Below are 17,158 nucleotides of genomic sequence, written 5' to 3'. Positions count from 1 at the left end.
CTATGAGTACAACGTTACTACTGGAGCTTCATCAGGAGTATAGGAGATTGTACATTGCCGGAAGCAAGCTGGCAGCGGGAGATTTCCGTCTGAACCGGCTGCTTCCGCAGGTTCAGCAGCTCGGCGGGCGGTCACCGGTCTTCAAGAGACTCGGTGAAGGAATCACAGCGCTGCTTGAACCCGGCAGTCCTGACGGTCCTGCCCCCGGCGTTCTATTGCAGGAGCAGACTCTGCTGCTGGAATCTGTGCTGTACACCCAAGGAACAACGGCTGTAGAAGGAACCCCAGGCCCTTTGCCTGTGCGGAGCTTCACTCTTCAGACTGCTCAGCCTTACCGGAAGCTAGCTCCTGTGCTGGAAGCACTCAGCACGACGGGCAGCGGCAGATATGAAATCGTGGCCGATGCCTTCAAGGAAGGCGTCTTCGGGGATCTGCGTCTGCTGCCGCTGGCGGTCACAGCGCTGAATGACTCTTACTCGGAGCTTGCGGATTACGTGAAGGACCATATCCTCCCGTCCTACGGGCCGGAGATTAGCGGCTACCTGCTGGAGAGCTTCAACCCGGCAGGCGGGCGGAGCGAGGCCCGTAAGCTTGCGGTCATCGCCAAGGCAGGTGCCGCCCAGCATCTGGATACGGTCTTTCAGGCTGCAGAGAGCGGCAGCAATGAGGTCAGAGTTGCTGCTATCCATTGCCTGGCAGGGGAGGAGCAATATACAGACGCATTGCTGGAATGGTCGGCTGACAAGAAGAAGACGATTCGTGAGGCAGCGTACACGGCGCTGGCGGCCGGCGAGAGTGAACAGGGAGCAGAGCGGCTCTACGAAGCTTTCTGTGACGGGAAGGACCGTGAGATGGTTACCGGGGTGCTTGCGAACCGGCCCGCTGCCCTGGCCGCGGAGAAGCTGGCAGACTTGTTCATGGAGAAGCTCCGCCAGGCGCCGCAGGATAACAGAGACCCGCAGCAGACGGAGGCTGCCTGGACGGAGATCCAGCAGCTCATGAGGGCGCTGCTTAGTGCGCGGAGCAGCAAGCTTGATGAAATCTACAGTTATGTAATCAGCGAATATGACCGCTTCCAGTCGCTGGGATGGAAGCATCTTATCATTCAGGCAGTGCGGTACAAGGAGTGGACAGTAACAGCTTCCAGCCTCAGGGAGCTGCAGGAATTGGCGGAGCGTGACTACAACTATCTGCTGTATTATTTCCGGGCGGCCCGGAAAATGATGACTCCGCAGGAGCTGTATAACCAGTTCGCCGGGGGCTTGAAGCAAAGGCTGCTCTCCTTCGTGAAGAAGGATGCGGCACAGCGGGAACAGGCACTAATTGACATTCTGGACCGGGTGATTATTAACCCGAAGTCACCTTACTATTACAAGGCTGAGGATACCTTCGATCGAATGAGCGCTGAGGAGATTGAAGCCGCCTGGGACCCGCGCTGGCTCGACTGGTTCATCCAGCGGGATGCACTTAATCTGGTCTGCACTTTCGCCCGGCCGGGACATAAGGGGGTGCGGGAATATCTGCTGAAGAAGCTGAAGGTCCCCCCGCAGCCCGGAGATAACGAGGTTCTTCCTAACATCTTCATTGGACTTGAACGTGCAGGAGTTCCCGAGCCGGAACGCCTGGAGCTGCTGATGTCTGCTCTGGAGAGCGGCAGATTCGATCAGACGAAACAGTTTAGCAATTCCCTGACCCGCCTATTGGAGCGGTTGCCGGCTGTATACCGTTCCCGGCTGGAAGCTGCGGCGCCAAGGTACACGTTCGTGGCCAAGCGGCAACTGGAGCACCTGATCAGCATCATGAACGAATCAATTTCACTTAGGGAGGATAATCCATGAGCACAGCGTTATTGCAGGAGCTGCATCAGGAATACAGAAGACTGTATATTGCCGGAAGTGAGCTGGCGGCCGGAGATTTCCGCCTGAAGCGGCTGCTTCCGCAATTTCAGCAGCTAGGCGAGCGGTCACCAGTTTTCAAGAAGCTAGGCGAGGGAATCACTGCACTGATTGAAGCGGGTAGCCCGGACAGTCTTGCGCCGGGTATTCAATTGCAGGAGAATACCCTGTTGCTGGAGTCCGTGCTGTACACTCAGGGGACGACAAGCGTAGAGGGAACTCCCGGACCCCTGCCGGTCCGTAAGTTCACTCTTCAGACGAATCAGACTTACCGGAAGCTTGCACCTGTAATTGAAGCGCTCACCACTACTGGTAGCGGCAGATATGAGATAGTGCTGGATGCCTACAAGGAAGGAGTCTTTCAGGATCTGCGTCTGCTGCCGCTGGCGGTCTCAGCGCTGAACGACCCGTATTCGGAGCTGGCGGAATATGCGAAGAACCATATTCTCCCTTCTTATGGGCCGGAGATCGCCGGATACCTGCTGGAGAGCTTCAACCCGGCCGGGGGGCGGAGCGAGGTCCGCAAGCTGGAGGTCATTGCCCAAGCAGGCGCTTCCAGTCACCTCGATGTTATTGTTCAAGCAGCCGAGAACGGCAGCGATGAGATCCGGGCAGCGGCCATCAAGTGTCTGGGAGAGTATGAGGAATATACAGGACTGCTGCTGGAGTGGTCTGCCGACAAGAAGAAAATCATCCGTGAAGCTGCCTACACAGCGCTGGCAGCGGGTGGATCGGCACAGGGAGCGGAGAGGCTTATTGAGGTGTTCCTCCAGAAGAAGGACCGTGAGATGTTAGCCGCAGTGCTGGCGTATGGGGCTCCTGCAGCGGTGTATGCGAGGCTTACGGCATTATTCATGGATGAGCTTACGGCCGCACCGGAGACGAATGCCGATAAGAAAATCACTGAGAAGGCCTGGGATGAGCTGGCTCCCTTCATGGCTGCCCTCCGCCAGGCAAAGAGTGCGGAACTGGATGCCATTTATAGCTATGTTCTTAAGGAGTATAACCGTTATACTTCCCTCGGCTGGATACACCTGATCGACCATGCGGCCCGATACAAGCAGGAATCAGCGGATAACGCTGCACTGGAAGAGCTCGCAGAGCTGGCGCAGCGCAGTGTGCGGTATCTGCCGAATTATTTCCATGCGGCCAAGGGAAGAGTCAGCCCGCAGGAGATGTTTGACCGGTTCGCTGGAACCCTCACGGAGACCAAGCTGATCGGGCAGGCGGCCAAGCAGGCGGCTCAGCGCGCACAATTGCTGATCCATACGATCGAGGAGCAGGTAGTGGACCTGTACTGGGACTATGAGGTACGTTGGGATGCTTCAGGCGTCAGGCAGTATAATAAGCGCATCCTGTCGGCTGAGGAGGTTGCTGCGGAATGGGACCCGCGCTGGCTGGAATGGTCCATCAAGCAGGATGCCATGAATCTGGCCTGTGTCTTCGCCCGGCCTGGACATCGGGGAGTGCAGGAATACCTGCGGGGCAAGCTGGAAGGGACGCTCAAGCGGTACACGTATGAACGTCTCACTAATATTTTCAAAGGACTGGAAAGGGCAGAACTGCCTGAAGCGGAACGGCTGGAGCTGCTGATCTCTGCGCTGGAAGAGAACAACGTCCGCAATTTGTATACCTTTGACCACTACTTGTTCGAGATGATGGAGCGCTTCCCTGCCAGCTATGTGGACCGGGTGAAGGAGATCGCCCCCCGGTTCAAATATGAATCCAAGCGCCAGCTGGAATATATACTGGACCAGCTAGTAAGTAAGCAGTAAAGTCTGCAATATACTTAGTGTCATCGGCACAAGAGATTGTCCCGGATGGACGGGATATATAAAGGAGAGGTGTACATGTCAACAGAACAAGGTCAGCTTCAGGATTATATGCGTCTGCCGGCTGAAATCCTGTACCGTGAGGAGCTGGAGGCTCTGCGCAAGGAGGACACCGGACGTATTCCGGCCGGCTGGCAGATGTCTCCGCGTTCAGTGCTCACCTTCATTACTGGCGGCAAGGCGGGCAATACCGTAATTACCCCGAAATATATCGGGAACACCCGGCTGATTGAGATGGCCGTTGCCACACTGGTTACTGACCGGGCACTGCTTCTGATCGGGGAGCCGGGCACCGCGAAATCCTGGCTGTCCGAGAATCTGGCAGCGGCGATCTACGGCAACTCAGGCATGGTAGTGCAGGGGACAGCGGGAACAAGCGAAGAGCATGTGCGCTATTCCTGGAACTACGCCATGCTCCTGGCGAACGGTCCGACGCCGGAGGCGCTGGTCAAGAGCCCGATTATGCGGGCTATGGAGGACGGAGGTATTGCGCGGTTTGAAGAAATCTCCCGCTGTGCCTCCGAGGTGCAGGATGCATTGATCTCCATTCTGTCGGAGAAGACGATCTCGGTGCCGGAGCTGGGTAAGGAGACCAGTGCCCGCAAGGGCTTCTCGATTATTGCCACCGCTAATACGCGGGACCGCGGAGTCAATGAAATGTCCGCTGCCCTGAAGCGGCGCTTCAATATCATCGTGCTGCCTGCGCCGTCGGACCTGGAGACGGAGCTGTCCATTGTGAAGAAGCGTGTTGGTGAAATCGCCTCCTCCTATGAGCTGCAGGCTGCTGTTCCGGCAAATGAAGCGCTGCTGAAGGTGGTTACCATTTTCCGCGAGCTGCGCAGCGGCATGACTCTCGACAAGAAGGAGAAGGTGAAGACTCCAGCCGGTGTAATCTCCACGGCAGAAGCTATCTCGCTGCTGACGAACAGCATGGCACTGGCGGCAAGCTTTGGGAGCGGAGAACTGACTGACGAGGATCTTGCAGCGGGACTCCAGGGTGCGATCGTCAAGGATGACGACAAGGATAAGCTAGTATGGAAGGAATATCTGGATAATGTAATGAAGAAAAAAGGAGCGGACTGGCGCGGACTCTATCAGGCCTGCAAGGAGATGAACGAGTGAGCAGGGCAGCGGTTGCCGGCGTTCATGTCTTCGGAGTCCGGCATCTGTCTCCGGGCGGTGCCAGGCATGTCCTGGAATACTTGAACGAGCTGCAGCCGACCGCCGTGCTGATCGAGGGGCCGAGTGATGCAAGCGGAGAAATCCGTCATTTAACCCACGCAGTGACGAAACCGCCGGTGGCTATTCTGGCCTTCACTGATGATCTGCCCGTGCGGACGGTGCTCTGGCCGTTCGCTGTGTATTCCCCGGAATATCAGGGGATGAAATGGGCGCAGGAGCATGGAGCACAGGCAGAGTTCATTGACCTGCCTTCCTCTGTAACGCTGGGACTCCAGGATGCGTTACGGCAGGATGCCAGCGGCCGGCCGGAGCTGAAGCCTGTAGCTGAAGAACAAGGGGAGCCGGCGGAAGAGGAAGTCCGTGAGCAGGAGTCCGTATACAGCCGGATTGCCCGGCTTGCCGGTGAACATGATTATGATATGTACTGGGAGCGTAATTACGAGCATAACGCCAGCAGCGGAGCTTACCGCGCCGCGATACTGGCCTTCTCTGCCCAGATGCGGGAGCTGTCGGAGTCCACGGAGCGCGCAGAGCAGCCGCGGGAATATGCTTATAACGCATTGCGCGAATCTTATATGCGGCGGCAGATCCAGCTCAAGATTGACGAAGGGCATCTGCCGGACAAAATTGTTGTGATCTGTGGCGCATACCACGCAGCTGCGCTGGCCGATCCCTCGGAGGGGATGACCGATGCAGAGCTGGCAGCACTGCCTGCACGCTCTACCAAGCTGACGCTGATGCCGTATTCCTATTACAAGCTCTCCAGCATGTCGGGCTATGGTGCGGGCAACGCGGCTCCGCACTACTTCCAGATGATGTGGGAGCTGATGGCCTCCGGCCGCTCAGAGGAGCTTCCTCATCTGTATCTGTCCTCTGTGGCCCGGCTGGTGCGCAAAGCGGGTACACACCGCTCGACGGCGGAAGTGATTGAAGCGGTGCGGCTGGCGGAGTCGCTGGCTGCGCTGCACGGCGGAAGCGCACCTACGCTGCGTGATCTGCGCGATGCCGCACAGACCTTGCTCGGGCATGGGGATCTGTCTGTTATCGCTGATTCGCTGGCCCGGGTCGATGTCGGCACGAACATCGGAAGGCTGGCCGATGGCGTCAGCCAGACACCGATTCAGGATGACCTGAACCGGCTGCTGAAATGCTACAAGCTGGAGAAGTACAGATCGACTGTAGCTAGCGACCTGACACTGGATCTGCGCGAGAACCGCCGGGTGTCAAGCAGTGAAGCGGCTTATCTTGATCTGCACCGCTCCGTGTTGTTCCACCGGCTGGAGCTGCTCGGCATCCACTTCGCCCGGAATGTGCCTAGCGGCCAGTCCGGGGCGACCTGGGCAGAGCACTGGATACTCCAGTGGGCGCCGGAGGTAGAGATTGAGATTGTGGAGTCAACCCTGCTGGGGGAGACCATAGAAGTGGCGGCAGCCTATGTGCTGCGCGAGAAGCTGCTGGAATGCAGCTCCATCGCTGAGGCATCCGCGCTGATTGTCACCGCCTGCGAATGTGCCATGACCACGCAGATGGAGGAGAGCAGCCGCGTGCTGCAGCGCCTTGCGGTAGACAGCCGGGATGTCGTCTCGATTGCCACAGCTGCAAGGGAGCTGGCCAAGATCATCGGCTACGGCGATATCCGCAAGGTGGATACGGCCCCGTTCATCCCGCTGCTGGAGGAGCTGTTCCGCCGGGGCTGCCTGTTCCTGCTGGATGCCAGCGGCTGCAATGATGAAGCGGCGGGGCTGATGATCGGCGCAATGAATGACCTGAACAACATCTCGCAGGAGCATAGCGAGATTGCGGATACGGCTCTGTGGCTGCAGGAGCTGCTGCAGCTGGCGCAGCGGGATGAGCGCAACCCGCGGCTGTCGGGCTTCGCCTGCGCGATCCTGATGGAACGCGGAGCCATCCCTCCAGGGGAGGTAGCGGCGGAGGTATCGCGCCGCTTGTCTCCAGGGATACCGGCGGATCTCGGGGCAGGCTGGTTCGAAGGGCTGTCCATGCGCAACCGCTATGGGCTGCTGTCGCGGATGAGCCTGTGGGAGCAGCTGAATGACTATATCAACGCCTTGGAGGATGAGGAATTCAAACGAGCCTTGGTCTTCCTGCGCCGGGCGTTCAGTACCTTCTCCCCGCGTGAGAAGACGATGATCGCCGAGCTGCTGGGTGAGCTGTGGGGCGTGAACACAGAGCAAGCCGCCGAGATTCTGACAGGAGAACTGAAGGAGGAGGAAGCCAAAATGCTGGATGATCTGAATGATTTTGACTTCGGGGATCTGTAGATGGGTGATGAAGAGCTGAAGGAAGAGTTGAAGGAGGATAACCAGAACAGCGCCCTTACACGCTGGCGGCTGATTCTGGGGCAGGAAGCGGAAGAGGCCTTGCCCGGATTCGGCCCAGGCAGCGGCAGGATCTTAAGCGAGGAAGAGCTGATTATGGATGCAGCGCTGGCTGCTATCTATAATGAGACAGGCGCAGGTAAGGCGGAAGGGAGTGCCGCCGCATCGAAGGGCAGAGGTTCAGGCTCTGGACAGGCTGCAATTAACCTGTCCAAATGGCTCGGCGATGTGCGGAATTTCTTCCCGGAGGATGTGGTCTCGGTTATTCAGACCGATGCGATGGAGCGCAAGGGCTGGAAGCAGCTGCTCTTCGAGCCGGAGCTGCTGGCGGCGGTGAAACCGGATATTCAGCTGGTGGGCACGCTGCTGGCACTCAAGGGCAAAATCCCGGAGAAAACCAAAGACACCGCAAGAATGCTAGTCCAGGCGCTCGTGGATGAGCTGGTAAAGCTGCTGGAGACTGACATCCGCCGTGCGGTTACCGGTGCACTCAACAAGCGGCAGCATTCCCCGCTGCCTTCACTCAGCGGGCTGGACTGGAAACGGACGATAGAGCGCAATCTGAAGCACTACGATGCGGAGCGGCGGATGATTATCCCCGAGCGTTTTTTCTATTTTGACCGGGCCCGCCGCAGCAAGGAATGGACGGTCATTGTAGATATTGACCAGAGCGGCTCGATGGCCAGCTCTGTAATCTGGGCATCGGTGATCGGCTCGATCTTTGCCAGTATCCCGGCGCTGAACACGCGTGTCGTTGCTTTTGACACCGAGGTGGTAGACTTGACGGAGCAATGTGCGAATGATCCTGTTGATATGCTCTTCGGCATCCAGCTCGGGGGCGGCACGGATATTCATAAGTCGGTGAAGTATTGCGAGCAGTTCATCGAGGAGCCGAAGAAGACACTGTTCATCATCGTATCTGACCTGTATGAGAACGGCAATCAGGCCGGTCTGGTCCGGCGGATGCGCGAGCTGCGGGAATCCGGGGTGCGGACGATGACGCTCCTGGCCCTCTCCGATGAAGGCAAGCCTTCCTATGATGAACGGCTGGCCGCCCAGCTCGCCCGTGACGGAACGCCTTGCTTCGCCTGTACTCCGGCACTGCTGCCTGTCCTGGTGGAGGGAGCGCTGAAGGGCCAGGAGTTGGGGGAGTTGGCGAAGCGGCTGGGGATGACGCGGTGATTTTGTTTAAACAGGAAACACTTACTTTATAATCACATATTGTGTAACATGCCGCTATCCTTTATAATCGGTTATTAAAAAGCGCTTTTCGCTAGGCGCTGCTTGAAAGGAAATGAATTTCTTATGTCGAGTAAGCTCAGAGCGGGTATTGTTGGCGGTACCGGTATGGTCGGTCAGCGTTTCATTGCACTTTTGGAGAATCATCCATGGTTCCAGGTAACAGCGATTGCGGCGAGCGCGAATTCAGCCGGCAAGTCCTATGAGGAATCTGTTCAAGGCAGATGGAAGCTGTCCACCCCTATGCCCGAAGCAGTCAAAGGCATCATGGTTCAAGACGCCTCCAAGGTGGAGGAAGTGGCTGCGGAAGTGGATCTGATCTTCTGCGCTGTAGATATGAAGAAGGAAGAGATCAAGGCCCTGGAAGAGGCTTATGCACGTACCGGAACTCCGGTGATCTCCAACAACTCAGCGCACCGCTGGACACCGGATGTGCCGATGGTGATTCCCGAGATCAACCCGGAGCATCTGGAGGTTATCGCCCAGCAGCGCAAGCGTCTGGGGACAGAGACCGGCTTCATCGCCGTGAAACCGAACTGTTCCATTCAGAGCTATATGCCTACCCTGAATGCACTTCAGGAGTTCAAGCCTTCCAAGGTGGTTGTAACCACTTATCAGGCGATTTCAGGTGCAGGCAAGACCTTCGCGGACTGGCCGGATATGGTGGATAACGTGATTCCTTTCATCGGCGGAGAAGAAGAGAAAAGCGAGCAGGAACCGCTTCGGATCTGGGGTAAGGTAACCAGTGCAGGGATCGTCCCAAGCGAGCAGCCGGTAATCACTACACAGTGCATCCGTGTACCTGTGGCTGACGGCCATATGGCGGCTGTCTTTGCCTCCTTTGAGCAGAAGCCTTCCCGCGAAGAGATTCTGGAACGCTGGAACAGCTTCCAGGGGCGTCCGCAGCAGCTCGGTCTGCCGAGTGCTCCTAAGCAGTTCATCACGTATTTTGAGGAAGAGAACCGTCCGCAGACCCGTCTGGACCGCGACATTGAGAATGGCATGGGCATTTCCGCAGGACGGTTGCGCGAGGATTCACTGTACGATTACAAATTCGTCAGCCTGTCCCACAATACGGTAAGAGGTGCTGCCGGTGGTGCGGTACTGATCGCCGAATTGCTGAAGGCCGAAGGATATATTCAGCCCAAATAAGCATACTCATGCTTATAGATGGATACCCGTTATGCAGCCTGCCGGAGGCTCCTTCGCGCAGGCTGTTTGCAGTTGGACCTGACAATCCGCCCGAAATAATGGTAAGATAGAGTAATGTACGGCGAAAACTGAATATTGACGGAGTGATATTGTGGCAAAAAGTAAAGGCGGCGGCACAGGCAGAGGAACAGGCAGTAAGGGCTGGACCCGCTGGAACAAGACGGCAAAACCCGTGAAGCCGGCCCGAAGCGGCCCTCCCGGCAGCCCGGGTGCCAAAGGAGCCAAACCGGCTAAGAGCAGCAGCGGCAGCAACAAAACCGGAGGCGCTAAATAAGCGGGCATCTGCCCCTTGAGAATGACTAAATATAAGGGTTATAGGTTGGAGGCAACATCTGATTTCTATGTGAATCAGGTGTTCTTTCATATGTAAGACCTGAAAGCGGGAGCTTCATGAGAATTAACAAATACATCAGTGAGACCGGCGTCTATCCGCGCAGAGAGACGAGCCGGCTGATTGCCGCCGGAAGGATCACGATTAACGGGAAGGTCTGTGTGCCTGGAGCAAGTGTTGAACCTGGAGATACGGTGGCTGTAGACGGAATTATTGTGACTCCAGACCGGGAGGAACGGGTCTATCTGGCGCTGAACAAGCCGGTAGGCATCACCTGTACAGCCGCCCGGCACGTGGAAGGGAATATTGTAGATTATATCAATTATCCCTCCCGGATCTTTGCCGTCGGCAGACTGGACAAGCACTCGGAAGGGCTGATTCTGCTGACCAATGACGGTTCGATTGTCAACCGGATGATGCGTTCCGAGCATAGTCATGAGAAGGAGTACCGGGTGAGCGTGGATAAGCCGGTCACAGAAGACTTTTTGGCGGAGATGTCAGCGGGTGTAGATATTCTGGAGACCCGTACCAAGCCATGCCTCACCCGGCAAATCTCGGAGAAGGAGTTCATGATTGTTCTGACCCAAGGGCTGAATCTGCAGATCCGCCGGATGTGCAAGGCGCTGGGCTATCGTGTGCTCCGTCTGGAGCGGATACGGATTATGCATATCACGCTCAGCGGTCTTCCGCAAGGGCAGTGGAGACGGCTGACAGAGGAAGAGCTCGCGGAGCTTCATACCAGATTGGAAGGATAGCCGCTACTTACATACCAGTGTATGTTTCAGACAGAGGGCTCCCGGATGAGTATACAGGAAGTCATGCCACCACGACACGACATTTAGGAGGATCACATGCGGATTATAAGCTTATTGTTAGCCTTAGCAATCATAGCAGGTTGCTCACGAACAGGGGAGGGCGGATCAGCAGATCCGTCTGCAGCGCCAGCCGCTTCCCCGGCAGCGGATCTCTCGGCAGCACCTGGAGGCAGACAGGAGGAAGAGGCGGCTGCCGCAGCACTCGCGGAAGTATCCCCGGAGATTGCAGATGAGTATTCGGGGTTCGTACATATGGATGCGGTTCAGTTGAACGGGCAGATTTTTCAGGTGTATTACTGGAATAAGGGAGAGTTCAGCTATACACAGTTCGCCATCGTCAAGGAGGGTAAGATGGTCTTTGACAGCAAAAAGGCCGGGCTTACCCTGGAAGGCGGCGACATTTGGAATGCGGAGGAGGAGCTCTGGGCTGAAGCGATTGTGCAGAACAACCGGAATACCTTCTTGTTCAGTCTGATGGATAACCGTCCTAACTACGCGTCTATTGTGGTCGAAGAGATTGACGGAACGATGCAGGTAACCGTTAACGACCTGTTCAGCGTGAATTATGAGGACGTGGATCAGGACGGGAGCGAGGATCTGCTGGCCAGTCCTTATCCGGGGCAATCCCCCCTGGGTCCGGTGCTGATGGGCATCTACCAGCTGGAAGGGACGAACTATGTACCGGATAAGCTGCTTACCAGGCAATATGCGGACGATCAGCTTCAGCTCAGTGAGCAGGAGTATAAAAACAATCCGTCCGAGCAGACGTTAGAGCAGCTGCTGAACGCCTACCTGATTCTCGGGAAGCGCAGTATCGCACTGACACGCTTCGAAGAGTTCCATGAGTGGGCCGGACAGCTCGCCGGGGACGGCGGTTATGTGGACGAATATCAGCAGCTGCTGCGGAATACGGAGACGGCAGAACAAATCAGCGGCTGGATGGACAAGCTGAAGCCGCTGCGCAGTGCGCGGTAAGCCGGAGTAATCGCGGACAAGAAGAGAAGGGATTCCCAGGGCAGGCGATGCTGCTCCGGGAATCCCCTTTTCAAAATATAAGAATGTATATGTTTCACTCTATACATTATCCTTCTATTTCTCGCTGAAACGGTACCGTCCTTTTAAAGGACGGCAAAGCCGTTTCCTCTTGTATGCGAATATGCCTAATGGCTTATGAATCTTCCCGCTGAAACTGCTTGTTGTACAAATCCCGGTATACCCCATTCACTGCCAGCAGGGAGGCATGCTGCCCCGACTCTACAATCCTGCCGTCCTGAACAACCAGAATATTGTCGGCTGCCATGATGGTGGAGAGACGGTGGGCGATGACCATGCTGGTCTTGCCGCGCAGCAGTTCATGCATCGCTTGCTGGATGTAATATTCCGATACGGTGTCCAGCGACGAGGTGGCTTCGTCCATGATGATAATGGGCGGATTCTTGAGCAGCACGCGCGCGATGGACATCCGCTGCTTCTCACCACCGGACAGCTTAATGCCCCGGTTGCCGACGACGGTGTTGTAGCCCTCAGGCAGCTTCAGAATGAAATCATGAATATAAGCAGCTTCGCAGGCGGCCGTCAGCGCGGCTTCCGTGGCTTCAGCGTTAGCATAGAGCAGATTCTCACGGATCGTTCCGTTGAACAGGTACGTGTCCTGGGTGACGAGGCCAATCTGCGAGCGAAGCGAATGCAGTGTGAACTCGCGGATGTCCTTACCGCCAATACGTATTGCACCTGAATCCAGCTCATAGAGACGGGGGATCAGGTTGGTAATGGTGGTTTTGCCTGCTCCGCTGGGTCCGACCAGGGCAGTCAGTGATCCGGCGGCTGCCGTGAAGGAGATCCCGCTCAGAGCGGGCTTGTCCGGGGCATAGGCGAAATTTACTTGCTCGAAGACGATGTCTTGTCCCTCCACACGGCTTGGAAGAGCCAGCTTAGTGTCCACAATCAACGGATCCATATCGAAATAGTCAAAAATCCGTTCAAACAGCGCTACCGAACGGTTCACATCCACGTAGAGATTGGTCATTTGCATAACCGGAATATACAATCTGCTCAGCAGTGCCACAAAGGTGATAATTGCTCCGATGCTCAGCTCTCCCTGGATGAATAAATAACCTCCGTACAAATAAATCAGCATCGGCCCGATACTGGTGAAGGTGGTAAGGACCAGCATGAACCAGCGGCCAGCCATGGATTCGCGGATTTGCAGCCGTGTTGCCTGGGCATTTACGGTCCGGAAGCTGTCCAGCGCGGTGTCCTCTCTCGTGAACAGCTTCATTAGCATGTACCCGCTGAGGCTGAGCGTCTCCTCAATGATCTGATTCTGCTCCGAGATCTTCTCCTGCGTCTCTTTGGCCAGCTTCCAGCGCACATTGCCCATTTTGCGGGTGGGTATGATGAATAAGGGGATGACCAGGACACCTAGCAGTGCGAGCTTCCAGTTCATGATGAACAACGTTGCCGCTGTGGAGATCAGAATGAACAGATTGCTGGCACAATTGACGATGGTGCTGTTGAAGACGCCCTGAATTCCGGCAATATCACTGGTCATCCGTGTGATAACCTCGCCTTGCTTAACACCTGAGTAGAACTGCAGCGGCATGCTCTGCAGATGGCGGTACATCTGGTTTTTCATATCATGGACAATATTCTGGGAGATAAAAGAGTTCAAATAATTCTGCAGCACGCCGAGCAGTCCTGACACTACCGTTGTAGCCAGCGAGGCAGCAACGAGCAGGAAGAGCAACTGCAGATTCTTGTCCGGGAGCGCCCGGTCAATGATCTGCTGAATCAGGATAGGAGGGAGCAGCCCCAGCACTGCGGATATGCACAGCACAGTCATCACCAGCAGCGTCTGCTTCCAGTATGGGACGAAATATTTCACTATGCGTAATAGCAGCGCTTTGGATATATCCGGCTTCGCCTCCTCCTCATCGAACTTTAATTTGCCATGCCCGAAGCCTCCTCCGGGTCCCATGGCTCTGAAGCCTCTCGACAATAGGGTCACCAGCTTTGCTTAAATTTTAGGGGATGCGTTATATGTAAAAATAATCCTGCACAGGGTCTGACATGGGCATTATACGCCTGGATTATCCGGATGTAAATGCTAAACTGGATAGGCTGGAATGAACTGGAGAACTAAATTGCAGCCCCAAGATTGAAAGGAGAGGAACAGAATGATTATTAATGCACTGGGATATGAAAATAAAGGGCTCCACTATACGGTGAGATCCGCCGTGCCGCAGGATGCCCCGCAGTTGTCCGCGCTGAGATTGAAGGTTGACGGGGAGACGGAGAATTTAGACCGGGTTCAGGGGGAAGCCTTCATCGGCCCGGAGGGCTTCCGGTCGCTCATAGCGACAGATACGGCCAGCGGCACGAACCTGTTCCTGGTTGCCGAGGTTCAGGACAGGCTGGCAGGTTTCGCCAGATGTGAAGGAAGTCCGCTCCGCAGACTGGCCCATCAGGCCGAATTCGGAGTCGGAGTGCTCCAGGAGTTCTGGGGATACGGCATCGGCCGGAGTCTGCTGGAGCAGTCTATCAGCTGGGCGGAAGCCATCGGTCTGGAAAAGCTGAGCTTGAAGGTTCTAGAACGAAATGACAAGGCGATCCTACTCTATGAGAGCCTGGGCTTCGAGGTCGAGGGTGTCCTGCGCAGAGACAAGCTGCTGGCCGACGGACAATTCTATTCCACTATTGTTATGGGCAGATTACGCGGGGACAGAGGGGGGAGCGCAAGCCAAATGTAATCGAATAACCGAATATAATTGGACTGGGCGCGCCACGTAAGCCAAATGTAATCGAAAAACCGAACATAATTGGAATGGGCGCGCCACGTAGGCCGAATGTAATCAAAAAACCGAACACGATGTGTGTGCGCCCTGGTTAATGTTATATGCCGCTACCATGAGGCGGGGGAAAAGTGGGGTACAACTTATGCGCGGTGTGAGTATCAACATCGTACCACCCGCAGTGTGCCTGGTCTAAAATTAAGGAGCGGTGACGAGCTGCGCGAATCTTCGCGTGGTCTCGTATATATCCTCAGCTCCGGCAATGGCCGAGATGATGGAGATCCCATCTGCACCTGCCCGGAAGACCGGCGGGGCATTCACCAGGGTGATGCCGCCGATTCCGACTACAGGAATGCTCAGGCCGCTTCGTCTTAGCTCTTCAATGACAGTAGTTCCCCGGACGGCCTGGGCATCATCCTTGGACGAAGTAGGATAGACAGGGCCGACTCCGAGATAATCGGCTCCGTCCGCAATGGCCTGCCGGGCTTCCGTCAGACTATGTGCGGAGACTCCGATGATCTTATGCTCACCGAGCTGCTCCCGGATCAGCCGGGCAGGCAGGTCATCCTGGCCGACATGAATGCCATCGGCATCCAGCGCAGTTGCAAGCTCCAGGTCATCGTTTACGATGAACGGGATGCTATAGCTCCGGCATATCTGCAGGAGCTGTTGCCCCAGACGGAGCAGAGCGGCACCTTTAAGCGCAGCGGGACCCTTTTCCCGGAACTGGAACAGAGTAATGCCCCCGTCAGCGGCAGCGGTTAATGTCTCCTCCGGCGAGAGGCGGCAGTTCACACTGCCCATAATGAAGTACAGCTTCAGCAGTCTGCGCATATCCTCGTTGTCAATCCGTGTCATAGCGTGATCCCCCTTGATCTCATCCGGTTCCCGTAAGCAAAATGATTCGTCGGCCCCTGCCCGGCCCCGATGTTCAGGCTATCCTCAATCGCCGCTTGAATGAAGACCTTGGCGGTCTGGACAGCTTCTGGCATGGAATGGCCCAACGCAAGACCTGCCGTCACCGCAGCTGAGAAGGTGCAGCCGGTTCCGTGAGTATGCTTCGTCGCAATCCGTGGACTGGACATGTAATGGAATTCCCTTCCATCATAGAGAAGATCCACCGCCTCGTCTCCCGAAGGGTCATGTCCGCCCTTCAAAATAATGTACTTGGGTCCCATCCGATGAAGCAGTCTTGCTGCCTGTTCCCGGTCTTCCCGGCCCTGAATCTTCATTCCCGTCAGCATCTCTGCTTCAGGAAGATTGGGCGTAATGGCGAGCGAAAGTGGAAGCAGGCTTGTAATCAGGGCCTGCACTGCCTCCTGGAGCAGCAGCTGTGAGCCGCCCTTGGCGACCATGACCGGATCGATCACCAGCTTTTGCTGCCAGCCGTACTGCTGCACTTTACCGGCAACCACGCGGATAATGTCACTGCTGAACAGCATCCCTGTCTTAATGGCATCCGGCGGCAGATCACTGCCGATCGAATCCAGCTGGGCAGCAACGGTTTCCGGCTCCATCGGATAGACTCCCTGAACACCAAGTGTGTTCTGGGCAGTGAGTGCAGTAAGTGCAGACATGCCGTACACTCCCAGCTCCTGAAAAGTCTTCAAATCCGCCTGGATCCCGGCCCCGCCGCCGCTGTCAGAGCCGGCAATGGTCAACGCTTTGCGTATGCTAGTCATCTTGTTCTCTCCTTTGGGGTGCACGTTTTAGGCTTCGAGCAGCTTCAGCCGTGAGCGGCTGCTGTATTGCTCCGGGGTCACCAGCGCCAATTGGTTCAGGAACCCAATTTGGAAGCTGCCCGGACCTTGGTCTTCAGCCGCCTCAGCAGCAAGCTCTGCTGCCACGCCGTAGAAGGAGAGGGCCTCGGCAGCCGCCTCAAGCACATCGCCTCCGCATACGGCAAGAAATGCACCCACCACAGCACTTAACAGGCAGCCGGTTCCGGTCACCCGGGTCAGGATGGAGTGCCCGTTGCTGGCGATATAAGTGCGCTTGCCGTCTGTGATGATGTCTTCCTTGCCGGTGATAATTACGACACAATTCAGCTTCTGCGCCGCCTTATTCGCTAGAGCGACTACATCGCCTTCGCCTGCTCCGGCATCCACGCCTTTGCTTGCCCAGCTCACCCCGGCTACATTGGCAACCTCGGCCACATTGCCGCGAAGCGCTGTAAGCTGAAGCTCACTGAGCAGCTTAGCCGTAACATCGGTGCGGTAGGCGGTAGCCCCGGCTCCAACGGGATCAAGCACGAGCGGCACATGGTGGCGGTTAGCAGCCTTCCCGGCTTCGATCATGGAAGCAATGGCGGCTTCATTCAGTGTGCCGATGTTCAGCACAACCGCCCCGGACATGGCGGCGACATCCGCTACTTCTTCAATGGCATCGGCCATGAATGGCGAAGCTCCCAGAGCCAGCAGCCCGTTCGCAGTGAAGTTAGCAACTACGATATTCGTGATATTATGCACCAGCGGGTTCGCCTGGCGTACTTTGGACAGATAAGACATATGAATTCCTCCTAA

14 protein-coding genes are annotated in these 17,158 nt (G+C 56.3%); 10 read left to right on the top strand and 4 right to left on the bottom strand.

All coding sequences use genetic code 11. The features are described 5' to 3' along the window. Window positions 1–2 precede the first annotated feature (2 nt). From NSU18_RS05645 to NSU18_RS05605, 9 genes are all read left to right on the top strand, one after another. On the top strand, window positions 3–1,838 hold the full coding sequence (locus NSU18_RS05645) for a HEAT repeat domain-containing protein (protein ID WP_341148469.1): 1,836 nt from the start codon (window positions 3–5) through the stop codon (window positions 1,836–1,838). Beyond that, entirely contained in the window at window positions 1,835–3,670 is a 1,836-nt protein-coding gene (locus NSU18_RS05640; RefSeq protein ID WP_341148468.1) for a HEAT repeat domain-containing protein, read from the top strand. The genes NSU18_RS05645 and NSU18_RS05640 overlap by 4 nt, the downstream gene beginning before the upstream one ends. Before the next feature lie 75 nt (window positions 3,671–3,745). Continuing rightward, a complete protein-coding gene (locus NSU18_RS05635; protein ID WP_341148467.1) occupies window positions 3,746–4,849 on the top strand; it encodes an AAA family ATPase in 1,104 nt (367 codons plus the stop codon). After that, complete coding sequence (locus NSU18_RS05630; protein ID WP_341148466.1) at window positions 4,846–7,191, top strand: DUF5682 family protein; 2,346 nt, start codon at window positions 4,846–4,848, stop codon at window positions 7,189–7,191. Before NSU18_RS05635 ends, NSU18_RS05630 begins: the two co-directional genes overlap by 4 nt. Next, a complete protein-coding gene (locus NSU18_RS05625; RefSeq protein ID WP_341148465.1) occupies window positions 7,192–8,430 on the top strand; it encodes a VWA domain-containing protein in 1,239 nt (412 codons plus the stop codon). A gap of 123 nt (window positions 8,431–8,553) precedes the next feature. Beyond that, entirely contained in the window at window positions 8,554–9,639 is a 1,086-nt protein-coding gene (gene asd / locus NSU18_RS05620) for an aspartate-semialdehyde dehydrogenase (protein WP_341148464.1), read from the top strand. A gap of 148 nt (window positions 9,640–9,787) precedes the next feature. Further along, window positions 9,788–9,973 carry a DUF3934 family protein gene (locus NSU18_RS05615; RefSeq protein WP_036729188.1) on the top strand — a complete coding sequence of 62 codons (186 nt, stop codon included), beginning with the start codon at window positions 9,788–9,790 and terminating at the stop codon, window positions 9,971–9,973. A gap of 116 nt (window positions 9,974–10,089) precedes the next feature. Further along, a complete protein-coding gene (locus NSU18_RS05610) occupies window positions 10,090–10,785 on the top strand; it encodes a pseudouridine synthase (protein WP_341148463.1) in 696 nt (231 codons plus the stop codon). Between the two features lie 96 nt (window positions 10,786–10,881). After that, window positions 10,882–11,820 carry a hypothetical protein gene (locus tag NSU18_RS05605; protein WP_341148462.1) on the top strand — a complete coding sequence of 313 codons (939 nt, stop codon included), beginning with the start codon at window positions 10,882–10,884 and terminating at the stop codon, window positions 11,818–11,820. A gap of 193 nt (window positions 11,821–12,013) precedes the next feature. Here NSU18_RS05605 and NSU18_RS05600 read toward each other — a convergent pair whose 3' ends face one another. Then, window positions 12,014–13,822, bottom strand: coding sequence for an ABC transporter ATP-binding protein (locus NSU18_RS05600; protein ID WP_341021339.1), 1,809 nt, complete (start codon window positions 13,820–13,822; stop codon window positions 12,014–12,016). A gap of 199 nt (window positions 13,823–14,021) precedes the next feature. Here NSU18_RS05600 and NSU18_RS05595 point away from each other — a divergent pair, with 199 nt between their 5' ends. After that, window positions 14,022–14,594: a GNAT family N-acetyltransferase gene (locus tag NSU18_RS05595; protein WP_341148461.1), complete on the top strand. Its 573-nt coding sequence runs from the start codon at window positions 14,022–14,024 to the stop codon at window positions 14,592–14,594. Window positions 14,595–14,834: 240 nt separating this feature from the next. On the opposite strand, the gene thiE is transcribed toward NSU18_RS05595, so the two are convergent. From thiE to thiM, 3 genes are read right to left on the bottom strand one after another with little or no spacing between them, the layout of a single operon-like run. Beyond that, on the bottom strand, window positions 14,835–15,494 hold the full coding sequence (thiE, locus tag NSU18_RS05590) for a thiamine phosphate synthase (protein WP_341148460.1): 660 nt from the start codon (window positions 15,492–15,494) through the stop codon (window positions 14,835–14,837). Further along, on the bottom strand, window positions 15,491–16,318 hold the full coding sequence (gene thiD / locus NSU18_RS05585; protein ID WP_341021344.1) for a bifunctional hydroxymethylpyrimidine kinase/phosphomethylpyrimidine kinase: 828 nt from the start codon (window positions 16,316–16,318) through the stop codon (window positions 15,491–15,493). The genes thiE and thiD overlap by 4 nt, the downstream gene beginning before the upstream one ends. Window positions 16,319–16,345: 27 nt before the next feature. After that, entirely contained in the window at window positions 16,346–17,143 is a 798-nt protein-coding gene (gene thiM / locus NSU18_RS05580; RefSeq protein WP_341148459.1) for a hydroxyethylthiazole kinase, read from the bottom strand. Between the last annotated feature and the right edge of the window lie 15 nt (window positions 17,144–17,158).

Origin of the sequence: Paenibacillus sp. FSL H8-0048 (assembly GCF_038002825.1) — a bacterium.
Taxonomy (GTDB): domain Bacteria; phylum Bacillota; class Bacilli; order Paenibacillales; family Paenibacillaceae; genus Paenibacillus_AQ.
This window is presented reverse-complemented; position numbering and strand designations above follow the sequence as displayed.

What these genes read in the sequence shown, in the direction of transcription:
- NSU18_RS05625 (WP_341148465.1), top strand. Translation starts at nt 7,192, where the DNA reads ATGGGTGATGAAGAGCTGAAGGAAGAGTTGAAGGAGGATAACCAGAAC.
- NSU18_RS05595 (WP_341148461.1), top strand. Translation starts at nt 14,022, where the DNA reads ATGATTATTAATGCACTGGGATATGAAAATAAAGGGCTCCACTATACG.
- asd (WP_341148464.1), top strand. Translation starts at nt 8,554, where the DNA reads ATGTCGAGTAAGCTCAGAGCGGGTATTGTTGGCGGTACCGGTATGGTC.
- NSU18_RS05645 (WP_341148469.1), top strand. Translation starts at nt 3, where the DNA reads ATGAGTACAACGTTACTACTGGAGCTTCATCAGGAGTATAGGAGATTG.
- NSU18_RS05635 (WP_341148467.1), top strand. Translation starts at nt 3,746, where the DNA reads ATGTCAACAGAACAAGGTCAGCTTCAGGATTATATGCGTCTGCCGGCT.
- NSU18_RS05600 (WP_341021339.1), bottom strand. Translation starts at nt 13,822, where the DNA reads ATGGGACCCGGAGGAGGCTTCGGGCATGGCAAATTAAAGTTCGATGAG.
- NSU18_RS05610 (WP_341148463.1), top strand. Translation starts at nt 10,090, where the DNA reads ATGAGAATTAACAAATACATCAGTGAGACCGGCGTCTATCCGCGCAGA.
- thiM (WP_341148459.1), bottom strand. Translation starts at nt 17,143, where the DNA reads ATGTCTTATCTGTCCAAAGTACGCCAGGCGAACCCGCTGGTGCATAAT.
- thiE (WP_341148460.1), bottom strand. Translation starts at nt 15,494, where the DNA reads ATGACACGGATTGACAACGAGGATATGCGCAGACTGCTGAAGCTGTAC.
- thiD (WP_341021344.1), bottom strand. Translation starts at nt 16,318, where the DNA reads ATGACTAGCATACGCAAAGCGTTGACCATTGCCGGCTCTGACAGCGGC.
- NSU18_RS05640 (WP_341148468.1), top strand. Translation starts at nt 1,835, where the DNA reads ATGAGCACAGCGTTATTGCAGGAGCTGCATCAGGAATACAGAAGACTG.
- NSU18_RS05605 (WP_341148462.1), top strand. Translation starts at nt 10,882, where the DNA reads ATGCGGATTATAAGCTTATTGTTAGCCTTAGCAATCATAGCAGGTTGC.